12 protein-coding genes are annotated in these 12,889 nt (G+C 70.6%); 6 read left to right on the top strand and 6 right to left on the bottom strand.

Annotation, left to right across the window (positions count from 1 at the left end):
* Positions 1–23 precede the first annotated feature (23 nt).
* The 4 genes from ACGFIQ_RS24780 (at position 24) to ACGFIQ_RS24765 (ending at position 4,135) form a co-directional block, all read left to right on the top strand.
* Positions 24–2,642 (top strand): nitrate- and nitrite sensing domain-containing protein, encoded by a 2,619-nt coding sequence (locus tag ACGFIQ_RS24780; RefSeq protein ID WP_393247334.1) that lies wholly within the window; start codon positions 24–26, stop codon positions 2,640–2,642.
* An 89-nt stretch (positions 2,643–2,731) separates the two neighbouring features.
* The gene (locus ACGFIQ_RS24775; protein WP_355032793.1) at positions 2,732–3,151 is read left to right on the top strand and encodes a roadblock/LC7 domain-containing protein; all 420 of its coding nucleotides are present in this window, start codon (positions 2,732–2,734) and stop codon (positions 3,149–3,151) included.
* A 5-nt stretch (positions 3,152–3,156) separates the two neighbouring features.
* Positions 3,157–3,543, top strand: a complete 387-nt coding sequence (locus tag ACGFIQ_RS24770; protein ID WP_357069895.1) for a DUF742 domain-containing protein — start codon at positions 3,157–3,159, stop codon at positions 3,541–3,543.
* Entirely contained in the window at positions 3,524–4,135 is a 612-nt protein-coding gene (locus ACGFIQ_RS24765; protein ID WP_357069898.1) for an ATP/GTP-binding protein, read from the top strand. The genes ACGFIQ_RS24770 and ACGFIQ_RS24765 overlap by 20 nt, the downstream gene beginning before the upstream one ends.
* 111 nt (positions 4,136–4,246) lie before the next feature.
* On the opposite strand, the gene ACGFIQ_RS24760 is transcribed toward ACGFIQ_RS24765, so the two are convergent.
* Positions 4,247–4,435, bottom strand: coding sequence for a DUF397 domain-containing protein (locus tag ACGFIQ_RS24760; RefSeq protein ID WP_393247330.1), 189 nt, complete (start codon positions 4,433–4,435; stop codon positions 4,247–4,249).
* Entirely contained in the window at positions 4,426–5,193 is a 768-nt protein-coding gene (locus ACGFIQ_RS24755; protein WP_393247328.1) for a Scr1 family TA system antitoxin-like transcriptional regulator, read from the bottom strand. The genes ACGFIQ_RS24760 and ACGFIQ_RS24755 overlap by 10 nt, the downstream gene beginning before the upstream one ends.
* A gap of 114 nt (positions 5,194–5,307) precedes the next feature.
* Here ACGFIQ_RS24755 and ACGFIQ_RS24750 point away from each other — a divergent pair, with 114 nt between their 5' ends.
* Positions 5,308–5,751: a hypothetical protein gene (locus tag ACGFIQ_RS24750; protein WP_393247326.1), complete on the top strand. Its 444-nt coding sequence runs from the start codon at positions 5,308–5,310 to the stop codon at positions 5,749–5,751.
* Positions 5,752–6,061: 310 nt separating this feature from the next.
* Here ACGFIQ_RS24750 and ACGFIQ_RS24745 read toward each other — a convergent pair whose 3' ends face one another.
* On the bottom strand, positions 6,062–8,929 hold the full coding sequence (locus ACGFIQ_RS24745; protein WP_393247324.1) for an aconitate hydratase: 2,868 nt from the start codon (positions 8,927–8,929) through the stop codon (positions 6,062–6,064).
* A 306-nt stretch (positions 8,930–9,235) separates the two neighbouring features.
* On the opposite strand from ACGFIQ_RS24745, the gene ACGFIQ_RS24740 reads away from it, so the two are divergent.
* On the top strand, positions 9,236–9,928 hold the full coding sequence (locus tag ACGFIQ_RS24740) for a DedA family protein (RefSeq protein ID WP_393247322.1): 693 nt from the start codon (positions 9,236–9,238) through the stop codon (positions 9,926–9,928).
* A gap of 62 nt (positions 9,929–9,990) precedes the next feature.
* Here ACGFIQ_RS24740 and ACGFIQ_RS24735 read toward each other — a convergent pair whose 3' ends face one another.
* From ACGFIQ_RS24735 to ACGFIQ_RS24725, 3 genes are all read right to left on the bottom strand, one after another.
* On the bottom strand, positions 9,991–10,650 hold the full coding sequence (locus tag ACGFIQ_RS24735) for a C39 family peptidase (protein ID WP_393247320.1): 660 nt from the start codon (positions 10,648–10,650) through the stop codon (positions 9,991–9,993).
* Between the two features lie 486 nt (positions 10,651–11,136).
* A complete protein-coding gene (locus tag ACGFIQ_RS24730; RefSeq protein WP_393247318.1) occupies positions 11,137–11,940 on the bottom strand; it encodes an ABC transporter permease in 804 nt (267 codons plus the stop codon).
* Positions 11,937–12,857 carry an ATP-binding cassette domain-containing protein gene (locus tag ACGFIQ_RS24725; RefSeq protein WP_393247316.1) on the bottom strand — a complete coding sequence of 307 codons (921 nt, stop codon included), beginning with the start codon at positions 12,855–12,857 and terminating at the stop codon, positions 11,937–11,939. The genes ACGFIQ_RS24730 and ACGFIQ_RS24725 overlap by 4 nt, the downstream gene beginning before the upstream one ends.
* Positions 12,858–12,889: the final 32 nt, after the last annotated feature.

Here is a 12,889-nt window from a genome sequence, read left to right as displayed (position 1 = left end):
CAGGCCGCGCCAGGGACGGTGTAATGGGTTCCCGCAGTACGAATCTGCGTACCAAGGTTGTTGCTCTCCTCGTCTCGCTTGTCGCGCTCTGGGGCTTCACGGCCTGGGTCACCGTCCGGGACGGGGTCAACCTGCTCGGTGTGCAGACGCTGGACACCAAGGTCTTCGATCCCACCGAGCCGCTGCTGTTGCAGTTGCAGTCGGAGCGTCGGGCGTCGCTGACCTACCTGGGCCAGCCCGACGAGGCGCAGCGCGTCGCGCTGGCCCAACTGCGGCAGCGCACCGACGAGTTGGCCGCGACCTTCACCAGCTCCACCGAGGACTGGCAGGTCGGCACGCTGGGCAGTGACGCCCTCGACCAGCGGATCCAGGCTCTCCTCACCGGCCTGAACGAGCTGAACAAGACCCGCGCGGCGGTCGACGACCGCAGCATCGACCGGGCCGCGGCCATCGCGACCTTCACCGGCGTGATCGAGTCGATCTACCGGGTGTACGACGCGCTCGGCAACCTCGACGACGACCAGGTCGCCGAGGACACCGCCGCGCTGATCGGCCTCAACCGGTCTCGGGAGCTGCTGTCCCAGGAGGACGCGCTGCTGGCCGGTGTGCTGGCCGCCGGGCGGATCACCGCGGCCGAGCGGGCGGAGTTCACCCGGATCGTCGGTGCCCGGCAGTTCGTCGCCTCCTCCGCGCTGGTCCGGCTCCCCGCCAGCGACCAGGGCCGCTACCAGGCGATGTCGACGGGGCCGACCTTCACCCGGTTGACCGTCCTGGAGACCCAGGTCATGCAGGGCGCTGGTGCCGGCCGCCCGCCGCTCACCGCGATGGAGTGGGGTGACACCACCGGCCCGGCGCTCACCGAGATCCGTGCTGTCGTGTTGGCCGGCGGTGACGGCGTCGTCGACCGCGCCACCCCGGTCGCCGTCGGCGTCGTCGTCCGGCTGGCGCTGGCCACCGGCCTCGGTCTGCTCGCCGTCATCGCGTCGATCATCGTGTCCATCACCACCGCCCGCGCCCTGGTGCGGCAACTGGAACGGCTGCGCGGGGCGGCCTTCCGCCTCGCCAACGAGCGGCTGCCCGGTGTGGTCGAGCGGCTCGGTCGCGGCGAAGAGGTCGACGTGGCCACCGAGGCGCCACCCCTGGAGTTCGGCACCGACGAGATCGGCCAGGTCGGCAAGGCCTTCAACGCGGTCCAGGAGACCGCGATCCGCACCGCCGTCGAGCAGGCCGAGCTGCGGCGCAACGTCCGCGAGGTCTTCCTCAGCCTGGCTCGGCGTACGCAGGCACTGGTGCACCGCCAACTCACCCTGCTCGACGCGATGGAGCGGCGCGAGCACGACGCGGAGGAGCTGGAGGACCTGTTCCGGGTCGACCACCTGGCCACCCGGATGCGGCGCAACGCGGAAAACCTGATCGTGCTCTCCGGCTCCACGCCGGGTCGGGCGTGGCGGCGCAGCGTGCCGATGGTCGACGTGGTGCGGGGCGCGGTCGCCGAGGTGGAGGACTACACGCGCGTCAACGTGTTGCCACTCGGGCCGGTCTCACTCGCCGGCCGCGCGGTCGGCGACATCATCCACCTGCTCGCCGAGCTGATCGAGAACGGCCTGTCGTTCTCGCCGCCGCACACCACGGTGGAGGTTCGCGGCCAGTTGGTGGCCAACGGGTTCGCCCTCGAGATCGAGGACCGGGGCCTCGGCATGAGCGAGGAGGACCTGGCCGCCGCGAACCACCGCATCGTCGACCAGTCCGAGCTGAACCTCGCCAACGCCGCCCGGCTGGGGCTCTACGTGGTGAGCCGACTGACCGAGCGGCACGGCGTACGGGTCCGGCTCAAGGAATCCGCGTACGGCGGCACCACGGCGGTCGTGCTGATCCCGCGCGAGTTGGTCGCCGAGACCGGCGCGGGCGCGGAGGACTCCGGCGAGTTGCGGACCGGGTCCCCGGCCATCGCACTGCCGTCGACGGCGAGCGGCACTCCCGCTCTCGACGCGGACAGCAGCGGCCGACCGGCCATCCTCGCGCCGGTCGCGCTGGCCACCGCACCACACGTACCGGGCTCGGCGGCACAGGGGACGTCGGATCCGGTGGACCAGACCGACCCGCTGGCCGCGGACAGCACCGCGACACAGCCGGGGGAGGGGAGCGTCGTGGAGGCCGGTCTACCCACCCGACAGCGGACGACGCCGGCGACCGATACGCCGGAGTTGCCGATCCGTGCCCGCCGGGCCCTGGGGCAGCCCGCCCTGGAAGCCCCCACGGTACCCACCGGCCTGCCCGCCGTTGATGCCTCCCGGCGAGCGGACAGCGCCGTCAACCGTTCGCAGCGGGCGGACAGCGTCGTCGAGCCCGCTCTCGGTGGGCCGGTGCCCGCCGGGGCCGAGACGGACCGCACCCACTCGGGCCTGCCGGTCCGGGTGCGGCAGGCGAACATCGTCCCCGAGTTGCGCGACGACCCGGCGGCCAGCGAGACCGACGACGACGACGTGATACGTCCGCCGGAGCAGGTGCGCCGCATGATGAGCTCCTACCAGACCGGCACCCGGCGAGGTCGGACCGACGCGGCACGACTGCTCGGCGGCGGGTCCGACGCCCCGTCGACGGGAGCGTCCGAGCCTACCGACGAGGACCCCACCGCTACCTGACCCGACCGCCGCGGACGCGGTTTCGCACGAAGTGACGGTCAGCCCGAGACGAGTACGGCGCATGAGCCGGGCGAGAAGAGGACGACGAAGTGGCGCAGAAGACGGCTTCGAGTGCCGACCTGACGTGGTTGCTGGATGACCTGGTGGGCCGGGTGAAGCAGGCCGAGCACGCGGTCGCGCTCTCCACCGACGGATTGTTGATGGCTTCCTCCCAGGGGTTGAGCCGGGACGACGGCGAGCATCTCGCCGCGATGGCGGCTGGTATCCAGAGTCTGGCCCGGGGCGCAGGCAAGCGCTTCGGTGGCGGGCAGGTGCAGCAGACCATCATCGAGATGCAGTCGTCGTTCCTGTTCGTCACCGCGGCCGGCCGCAACGCCTGCCTGGCGGTGTTGGCCAGCGAGGACGCCGACGTCGGGCTGATCGCCTACGAGATGGCGATGCTGGTGACCCGCGTCGGCAAGTACGTCGCGTCGCCGTCGCGCACCGAGCAGCCGGCCGGCGAGAGGTAGCGGCGATGACGGTGAAGGGGGAGTCAGCAGAGCAGCAGTGGGTGGACGACCATGCGGGCCCGGTCGTGCGCCCATACGCGGTGACCCGCGGGCGGGCCCGCCCGGTCACCGGCACGTTCGACCTGATCTCCCTGGTCACCGCGACCCGAGCCGAGGTAACGCCGGAGGTTGGTCTCGGTCCGGAGCACCTGGCGATCGTCGGGCTGTGTCAACGCATACAGTCCGTCGCCGAGATCGCCGCCCATCTCGATCTGCCGGTGGGCACCATCCGGGTGCTCCTCGGTGACCTGGCGGCTCGCAGCCTCGTGCAGGTCCGCGAGCCGCAGACCACGGCCGGCCTTCCCGACAACAGCATCTTCGAGGCGGTAATCAATGGACTACGGGCACTCTGACCGGCCGGCGGGAGCGACCCCACTGCCCACCGCGATCAAGATCCTGGTCGCCGGCGGCTTCGGTGTGGGCAAGACGACCATGGTCGGCGCGGTCAGCGAAACCCGACCGTTGCGCACCGAGGAGGTGCTGACGGAGTCGGGGGTCGGCATCGACGACCTGTCCGGGGTGGAGGGCAAGACCACCACCACCGTGGCCATGGACTTCGGTCGGATCACCATCAGCGACGACCTGGTGCTGTACCTGTTCGGTACGCCCGGTCAGGACCGGTTCTGGTTCGTCTGGGACGAGCTGGCGTTGGGCGCCATCGGCGCGGTGGTGCTGGCCGACACGCGCCGGCTCGCCGACTGCTTCCCGTCGATCGACTACTTCGAGGGCCGGGGCACGCCCTTCGTGGTGGCGGTGAACTGCTTCGCGGGTTCCCGGCAGTATCGGCTCGACGAGGTGCAGGCCGCGCTCAACCTGGACCCGGGGGTGCCGGTGCTGCTCTGCGACGCCCGGCAGCGCGAGTCCAGCAAGGAGGTGCTCGTCACGCTGATGGAGCACGCCATGAAGACCCGCGAGGCCCGCCGCCGCGCCGCCAACGGAAACTGACCGCCGGTCGGCGAGACGTCTCAGCGGCGGGTGTCCACGATGGCACGGATGCGCGCCCGGTGAAACGTCAACGGCCCCCGGCGATTCGCCGGGGGCCGTTGGGTCGCGTGGTCAGCCGCGCTTGGCCAGGGCCAGGAACCGGGTCCAGGCCGCCGGGTCGAAGGCGAGCGTCGGGCCGGCCGGGTCCTTGGAGTCACGTACGCCGATGACGCCCGTGAGGTTGTCGGCCACCTCGACGCAGTTGCCGCCGTTGTTGCCACTCTTGCTGCTCTTGCGCCACCGTGCGCCGGTCAGGTCCATGATGCTGCCGCTTCTCTGATGAGGTTGAGGGACTGCGCGCGCGACAGGGCTGCGTCGCGAATGCGCTCCCACCGTCGTTCCAGCCTAGCAAGGTCGGCGGTCTTGTCGATGAGTTGTGATTGGGCCTGGCTGTCGACGTGGGCGACCCGCGCGCCGTCCGGCATTTCCGCGATGGTGAACGGCCCACCGAGGCCGGGATACATGCCGACGTCGGACGGCACGACGAACAGCGACACGTTCGGCAACGTGGCCTGCTCGGCCAGCTTCTCGCACTGCTCGCGCATCATGGCCCGGTCGCCGCCGAGGGCGCGCCGGAGCACTCCCTCGTCGATGACCGCGATCAGCAGCGGCGGGCGTTCCCGGCGCAGGATGGCCTGCCGGCTCAGCCGCGCCTCGGCGAGATTGTCGGCCTCGGCCGGCGTGAATGCCTCGCCGACCAGCGTGGCCAGCGCGTACGCCTTCGTCTGCAGAAGGCCCGGTATCCATGTGAGCTCGAACCATCGCAGCGCCAGTGCCTCACGCTCCAGCTCGGCCCAGTGTCGGAACCAGACCGGCGTCCGGCGCTTCAGCGCCTCCGGCCACAGGTCGTCGACGTCCCGACCGAGCACCTCGGCGACCCGCGCACGATGACGCGTCTGCGGAATTCGTTCCGTGCTCGCCCACTTGGCGGCCGTCTTCGGATCGACACCAATCTGCGCAGCCAGACTGTCCGCCGTGTGGCCCCGCTCGGCCATCGCCGCCTGTACGGCTCGATTCATCTCCAGACCCTCCAGAACGTTCCAGACGTTGGAAGGAAATACTTCTACGCGGTGTAATCGCTTGCCAACCCTCGGCAGCGTGTCGTGAAGACAGCATTGCGGAGGGAGCGCGGAATGCCCGAGGACAAGCCCTGCAACCGTCCCCATCGGCCGGACAATCGACCGAGCCCGCCGACCTCGCCCCGGGCGATCAGCGCCGGGCCGACCGGGCCACGCCACCCTCCGTACCGTGGCCCCGGTCGCCAGGGGAACGTCGTACCCTCAGCACGCTGGCGGTCCCGGTGCGGCCCGCCGGTCGCGCACACCGCCGACGGCCCACTCTGGACGTGCGACGCCTGCGGTCAGGACTGGCCCTGCCCGGCGCTGCGCGCGACCCCGACGGACTTCGCGCGCCGGGCGACCCTGATCCCCGAGTTCTCCCGGATCACCCGCCGGGCGATTCGGGACCTGCGCGGCCAGCCGGGCGGACCCGACCCGGTCGCCATCGTCCGTCGTTTCCTGTGGTTCCTGCCGCTCACCGACGAGGAGGCCCGCGCGGTCGCGCTGCGGCTGCGCTGAGCCGGGGCGTGCGCTGCCGACCCGCCCCTCGCGCCATCCGGCCCGGTGGTGCAGGTGCTCGCTCGTGTCCTTTGCTCTGCACCCGCCGATGCGCCAGTTACGGACCGTTCGTGGTGCACGGGCGGGTGCAGAGCAAAGACACAACCTGAACCGGTCGGCGGGCCCGACTGCCCACCGAAGGCGGCGACAACCCCTGCGGCCCGGCGCCACGACCGGGCCGGTGGAGGCCGCTCCCGAAGAGAGCGAGGAGAAACGAAAGGGCCGCTCCCCGCAAGCGCGGAAAACGGCCCTTTCGCCGGACGTCGGTACGTCAGTTGGCGATCATGCGGCGCAGCACGTACTGCAGGATGCCGCCGTGCCGGTAGTAGTCCGCCTCACCAGGGGTGTCGATCCGCACCACGGCGTCGAACTCCACACCGGTGTCGGTGCTGACCTGCACGGTGCGCGGGGTGTCACCGTCGTTGAGCGCGGTCACCCCGGTGATGGTGAACGTCTCCGTGCCGGTGAGACCCAGCGACTCGGCGGTGACATCCACCGGGAACTGCAACGGCAGCACGCCCATGCCGATCAGGTTGGAGCGGTGGATCCGCTCGTACGACTCGGCGATGACCGCCCGGACACCCAGCAGCATGGTGCCCTTGGCCGCCCAGTCCCGCGACGAACCCGAGCCGTACTCCTTGCCGGCCAGCACGACCAGCGGGATGCCGGCCTCCTGGTAGGCCACCGACGCGTCGTAGATCGAGGTCTGCTCGCCGGTGAGGTGGTTGACGGTGAAGCCGCCCTCCACCCCGGGCACCAACTGGTTGCGCAGCCGGATGTTGGCGAAGGTGCCCCGGATCATCACCTCGTGGTTGCCCCGGCGCGAGCCGTACGAGTTGAACTCGTGCCGCGGCACGCCGTGCTCGGCCAGGTACGACCCGGCCGGTGAGTCGGCCTTGATCGCGCCCGCCGGCGAGATGTGGTCGGTGGTCACCGAGTCACCCAGCTTGGCCAGCACCCGGGCGCCGGCGATGTCCACCACCGGGCTCGGCTCCTGCTGCATGCCCTCGAAGTACGGGGGCTTACGCACGTAGGTGGAGTCGCTCTCCCACGCGAAGGTGTCGCCGGTCGGGGTCGGCAACGACTGCCACCGCTCGTCGCCGGCGAAGACGTCGGCGTACGCGGCACTGAACCCGGTGGCGCCGATCGCCTGGGCGATGACGTCCTGGATCTCGGTGCTGTTCGGCCAGATCTCGCGCAGGTAGACCGGGTTGCCCTCGGAGTCCTCACCGATCGGCTCGTTGGCCAGGTCGATGTCCATCGTGCCGGCGAGGGCGTAGGCGACCACCAGCGGCGGCGACGCCAGGTAGTTCATCTTGACGTCCGGGTTGATCCGGCCCTCGAAGTTGCGGTTGCCCGACAGCACCGACACCACCGACAGGTCGTGCTCGTTGACCGCGGCGGACACCTCCTCGGGCAGCGGGCCCGAGTTGCCGATGCAGGTGGTGCAGCCGTAGCCGACCAGGTTGAAGCCGAGCTTGTCCAGGTACGGCGTGAGGCCGGCCCGCTCGTAGTAGTCCATGACGACCTTCGACCCGGGTGCCAGGGTGGTCTTCACCCACGGCTTGCGGGTCAGGCCCTTCTCGACGGCGTTCCGGGCCAGCAGCGCGGCACCGATCATCACCTGCGGGTTGGACGTGTTGGTGCACGACGTGATCGCGGCGATCACCACGGCGCCGTGGTCCAACTCGTACTCGACGCCGTCGGCGCCGGTGACCCGGACCGGCTTGCTGGCCCGGCCGCCCGCGCCGACCGCCGCGGTCTCCAGGTCACGCGGCTCGTCGGCCGGGTCGCTGAAGTCGTTGGCCGGCGGGTCGCTGGCCGGGAACGACTCGGCGCTGGCCTCGTCGGCCGGGCCGTTGGCACCGCGCGGCAGCTCCTCGCGGGGAACGCCAGGCTTGAAGTCACGCTCACCGGCGGAGTCGTCGGATACGTAGTCGGTCAGCGCCGAGCGGAACAGCGTCTTGGCGCTGCCCAGCGGCACCCGGTCCTGCGGGCGCTTCGGGCCGGCGAGCGACGGCTCGATGGTGCCCAGATCCAGCTCCAGGCGCTCCGAGTAGTCCGGCTCGTGGTCCGGGTCGTGCCAGAGGCCCTGCTCCTTGGCGTACGCCTCGACGAGCGCGACCTGCGCGGCGTCGCGGCCGGTCAGCTCCAGGTAGCGGACCGTCTCCGCGTCGATCGGGAAGATCGCGACGGTGGAGCCGTACTCCGGGGACATGTTGCCGATGGTGGCCCGGTTGGCCAGCGGCACGGCGCTCACGCCGGGGCCGTAGAACTCGACGAACTTGCCGACCACACCGTGCTTGCGCAGCATCTCGGTGATGGTCAGCACCAGGTCGGTGGCGGTGGTGCCGGCCGGCATCTCGCCGTGCAGCTTGAAGCCCACCACCCGGGGGATCAGCATGCTGACCGGCTGGCCGAGCATCGCGGCCTCGGCCTCGATGCCGCCGACGCCCCAGCCCAGCACGCCCAGGCCGTTGACCATCGTGGTGTGCGAGTCGGTGCCGACCACCGTGTCCGGGTAGGCCTGCATGACTCCAGACGCCTCTGCACGCGCCATGATGGTGCGGGCCAGGTACTCGATGTTGACCTGGTGCACGATGCCGGTGCCCGGCGGGACGACCTTGAACTCGTTGAACGCGGTCTGGCCCCAGCGCAGGAACTGGTAGCGCTCCTTGTTGCGCTCGTACTCCAGCTCGACGTTGCGGGCGAACGCGTCCTCGCGGCCGAACAGGTCGGCGATCACCGAGTGGTCGATGACCAGCTCGGCCGGGGCGAGGGGGTTGACCTTGCTGGCGTCGCCGCCCAGGTCACGCACGGCCTCGCGCATGGTGGCCAGGTCGACCACGCAGGGCACGCCGGTGAAGTCCTGCATGAGCACCCGCGCCGGGGTGAACTGGATCTCGACGCTCGGGGCGGCGGAGGAGTCCCACCCGCCGAGCTGGCGGATGTGGTCGGCGGTGATGTTCGCGCCGTCCTCGGTCCGCAGCAGGTTTTCCAGCAGGATCTTCAGGCTGTACGGCAGCCGTGCGTGGCCGTCCACCTTGTCGATCCTGAAAATCTCGTAGCTCGCGTCTCCGACGCGTAGCTGGGTCTTCGCACCGAAGGTGTCGAGGCTCGCCACGTCGTACTCCTTCACACCAGCGACCGTGAGTAGTCCTGAGCAGTCTTTCGCACCGGTCGGGAGGCCGCCGAGGTTAGGTGACACTTACCGCCGATTCCGCTCTCAACAAAACCGTACGTCCGTCTTGCTAGTTGCGCAACCCGAGTGTCGCCCCCGCCCCCATCCCCACCCCTAGCCTCCTAGGACGCGTTAGGGGGAGTGTCGTGGGCCGGTCGGGCGGTGTTGCTCGGGCGGTGCCGGTCGGGGCGGTCGGGGCGGTCGGGCGGGTCGGGGCGGCTGGCGCGGGTAGGGTTCGGGGCCCGGTCGGAGGAGGGGTCAACCGTGTTCGACGTCCAGCACTGGCTCGTGTCGCTGCCACCGATCGCGGTGTACCTGCTCGTCGGCGGGGTCATCGGCGTGGAGAGCATGGGCATTCCCCTGCCCGGCGAGATCGTCCTGGTCAGCTCCGCGCTGCTCGCCGCCACGGGCGTGGTCGAGCCGGAGTGGGTGGCCACCGCCGCGGCGACCGGTGCGATCGTCGGCGACTCCATCGGGTACGCGGTCGGCCGTCGCGGTGGTCGTCCACTGCTGGCACGACTGGGCCGGCGCTTCCCCCGTCATCTCGGCCCCGCCCAACTCGTCCGAGCCGAGCAGAGCTTCGCCCGCTACGGCGTCTGGGCGGTGTTCTTCGGTAGGTTCGTGGCGCTGCTGCGGATCCTGGCCGGCCCGCTTGCCGGGGCGCTGTACGTGCCGTACCGGCGGTTCCTGCTGGCCAACGCCGCCGGCGGGCTGGTCTGGGCGTTCGGCACCACCTACCTGCTCTTCACCGTGGGGCGGGCGGCCGAGCACTGGCTCAAGGACATCTCCTGGGCCGGGCTTGTCCTCGCGGTGCTCGCCGGTCTGGGCAGCACCTGGTGGCTACGCCGACGGGCCCACCGCATCGAGGCAGCCGACCCAGCGGTGGGTGGTGAACCAGCGGTGGACGCTGGGCCGGTGGCGGACGCCAGGCCGGCGCGCGTGGGTCGCGAACCCTGATTCGAGTACGCCGAAAGGGCCGGGCCCCGTGGTGGGGTCCGGCCCTTCGGTGTGTGTGGGTGTCAGCTGGTGGCGTAGCCGCGGGTGGCGATCCAGTCGGCGAGGTGCTCGACGCTGATCTGGTAGGCGGCCTGGTTCGGGTCGGCGGAGTCGGCGATGGTGACGGTGGTGCCGTTGTCGCGGTAGCCGACGACGCTGATGTAGTGCCCGCCCTCGTAGGAGTGCGTCGTTCCGGTGGTGTCGGTGCTGGTGCCGGCGATGTTGGCGACCACGGCCCGACCGTTGTCGATCGTTTTGACGATGTCGGCGCGCAGCGTGTCGGTCTGCTTGGCGTCGGCATCCGGGCTGCTGATCTCCACGCTGTGGTAGGCGTCGGCCTTGCCGGTTTCCTTGTTCAGGACCGGGGTGATGTCGTTGATGCTGTTGGTGCCGGCCTCGGTGGTGCCCATCTCCTTGGCCATGTCGTCGACGTTGATGTTCTTGCCCTGCACGCTCAGGGCGTTGCGGGTGGCGGCGGGGCCGCAGTAGTAGAAGTTCGGCTGTGCCTCGTAGCGCACGCCCAGTTCCCGCTCGCCGTTGGGCTTGCGGTCGGTCTGGGTCTGCGTGGCGGGCTTGGCGTCGGACGCGGCGTAGGCGGTGGTGACCGGTCCGGCGATGGCGCCGCCGGTGAAGGCGAGGCCGGCGGCGGTCAGAGCGGTCTTGCGGATCAGATCGGTACGCATGATGGCGTGCTCCTCTGCATCGGGGGTGCCCGCACGGCGGTCAACGGGGGGTGCGTGCCTTGCGGGGAAAGCCTTGCCCGGTGACCCGCGCAATGGGGTCGGCGTCGGGACAGGGTGTAACCGTTGCCGGTGGCGTCTCATTCCGCCTACCCGCGGGGGGTCGGCCGTTGCGGTGGTGCTCGGCCGTGCCGGGGATGTAACCGGGGCGACCTGCCGGGTGTTCCCGGCGGCTGCCACGCCCCACGACCTCATGGTCGCGGTCGTATGCCAGGTATAACGACCCCGGCCGGCCACCGATTCCCCCGCCGGTGTGCCCCCGACCACCCGACGACGTCCGTCAAACCGGACAATTGGCCCATGGGAAACTGGACATGGCGGCGAGGGCGGGATGATCGACTCGGGGTTACCGAAAACGCGGCGTCCGGGCGCCGGAAACGCCCCGACATCGTGAAAGCCGAGTGGATCATGCCGGTCGAGGTGGACGGCTCAGGCATCCCGACGGCGCAGTTGCCAAGCGGCGAGCCCGAGCACGACCACGGTGTAGAGGCAGAACACGGCGAACCCGCTCCATGGGCCGAGCGCGAGGGGGTCCTGGTGGACAGAGCTGACGGCCGCGCCGGCCGGCGTCGGCAGATACCGGTACGCCGCGTCGGACACTGACTCCGGCAGCAGCCCGAGCACGAGCTGTGGCGCGAACAGCAGCCCGAACAGAGCCGAGACCCCGCCTGCGGTGTTGCGCAGCAGCGCACCCAGACTGAGGCCGAGCAGGCCCACCGCGGTCAGGAACAGCGCGCTGCCGAGCACGGCCCGTACCACGCCGGGCTCGCCGAGCCCGACATCCAGGTCCTTGGCGGACAGGATCGACTGGCCGACGAGGAACGACGCCAGCACGGCCGGGACGGAGACCACGAGGGTGGTGAGCCCGAACGCGACAGCTTTGCCCCACAACACTGGCAGGCGGTCGGGCACCGCCGCCAGGCTCACCCGGATCAGTGCGGTGGCGTACTCGCCGGTGATGAACAGCACGCCCAGGACGCCGATCGCGAGCTGCGCCAGTTGCACGCCGGCGAGGCTGACCGAGACGGCGTCGAACGTGGTCGGATCCGCGGGTGGGCGGGCGACGCGCAGCGTGGTGTACGCCAGCCCGACGCCGACCACGAGCACGACCGTGGCCAGCAGGCACCAGATCGTGGACGGCAGGGAGCGCAGCTTGGTCCATTCCGAGCGGATGACGCGCACCTGACTGACCTGCTGCTCGCCGGGGAACGCGGGAAGGTTGACGTTGGTCATGACGTCGCTCCAAAGGCATTCGCGCGGTGCTCGACCGCGTCGCGGGTCAGATCGATGAAGACCTCCTCCAGCGAGGCCTGCTGGGCGGTGAGTTCGAGCAGTGTGATGCCGGCCGCGCCGGCGGCCATGCCGATCTGGTCGGTCGTCAACCCCGACACCGTCAGCGCGTTGTCCCGGTCCAACGAGACCTCGATGTCAGGCCCGGACAAGCGGGCGGCGAGCGCCTCCGGATGGGTGGTGCGCACCCGGACCACGCTGCGTCTGTCTGCCCCGACGAACTCCGCCGCACCGGTGTCGGCGATCAGGCGGCCCCTGCCGATGACGATGAGGTGCTGGGCGGTGAGCGCCATCTCGCTCATCAGGTGCGAGGAGACGAAAACGGTTCGGCCTTCGGCGGCGAGGCTCCGCAACAGCGCGCGCACCCATCGGATGCCGTCGGTGTCGAGCCCGTTGAGCGGTTCGTCGAGGATGACCGTGCGCGGGTCGCCCAGCATGGCCGTGGCGATGCCGAGCCGCTGCCCCATGCCGAGCGAGAACTTGCCGGCCCGCCGCCGCGCCACGCCGGACAGGCCGACCGCCTCGATCACCTCGTCGACCCGCGAGCGGTGGATGCCGCTCGTGCGGGCCAACGCCAACAGGTGGTTGTACGCGCTGCGGCCCGGGTGGATCGCGCGGGCCTCCAGCAGCGCGCCGACCTCACGCAACGGCGCGGTGTGCGCCCGGTACGGTTTTCCGTTCACCAGCACCGAACCGCTCGTCGGTGCGTCCAGCCCGAGGATCATCCGCATCGTGGTGGACTTGCCGGCGCCGTTCGGTCCGAGGAAACCGGTCACCATTCCCGGGCTGACGGTGAATGTCAGCCCGTCGACGGCGAGCTTGTCGCCGTACCGTTTTGTCAGTTCCCGCACCTGGATCATCGCCTGTTGCTCCTCACCTCGTCCGACTGACG

The sequence above is a fragment of the Micromonospora sp. NPDC048898 genome (genome assembly GCF_043198035.1).
In the GTDB taxonomy this organism is placed as follows: Bacteria; Actinomycetota; Actinomycetes; order Mycobacteriales; family Micromonosporaceae; genus Micromonospora.
This window is presented reverse-complemented; position numbering and strand designations above follow the sequence as displayed.

Excerpts from the sequence above, each read along its gene's own strand:
- ACGFIQ_RS24760 (WP_393247330.1), bottom strand. The coding sequence starts at position 4,435 with ATGGACCTGACCGGCGCACGGTGGCGCAAGAGCAGCAAGAGTGGCAAC.
- ACGFIQ_RS24780 (WP_393247334.1), top strand. The coding sequence starts at position 24 with ATGGGTTCCCGCAGTACGAATCTGCGTACCAAGGTTGTTGCTCTCCTC.
- ACGFIQ_RS24770 (WP_357069895.1), top strand. The coding sequence starts at position 3,157 with ATGACGGTGAAGGGGGAGTCAGCAGAGCAGCAGTGGGTGGACGACCAT.
- ACGFIQ_RS24735 (WP_393247320.1), bottom strand. The coding sequence starts at position 10,650 with ATGCGTACCGATCTGATCCGCAAGACCGCTCTGACCGCCGCCGGCCTC.
- ACGFIQ_RS24755 (WP_393247328.1), bottom strand. The coding sequence starts at position 5,193 with ATGAATCGAGCCGTACAGGCGGCGATGGCCGAGCGGGGCCACACGGCG.
- ACGFIQ_RS24730 (WP_393247318.1), bottom strand. The coding sequence starts at position 11,940 with ATGACCAACGTCAACCTTCCCGCGTTCCCCGGCGAGCAGCAGGTCAGT.
- ACGFIQ_RS24725 (WP_393247316.1), bottom strand. The coding sequence starts at position 12,857 with ATGATCCAGGTGCGGGAACTGACAAAACGGTACGGCGACAAGCTCGCC.
- ACGFIQ_RS24750 (WP_393247326.1), top strand. The coding sequence starts at position 5,308 with ATGCCCGAGGACAAGCCCTGCAACCGTCCCCATCGGCCGGACAATCGA.
- ACGFIQ_RS24765 (WP_357069898.1), top strand. The coding sequence starts at position 3,524 with ATGGACTACGGGCACTCTGACCGGCCGGCGGGAGCGACCCCACTGCCC.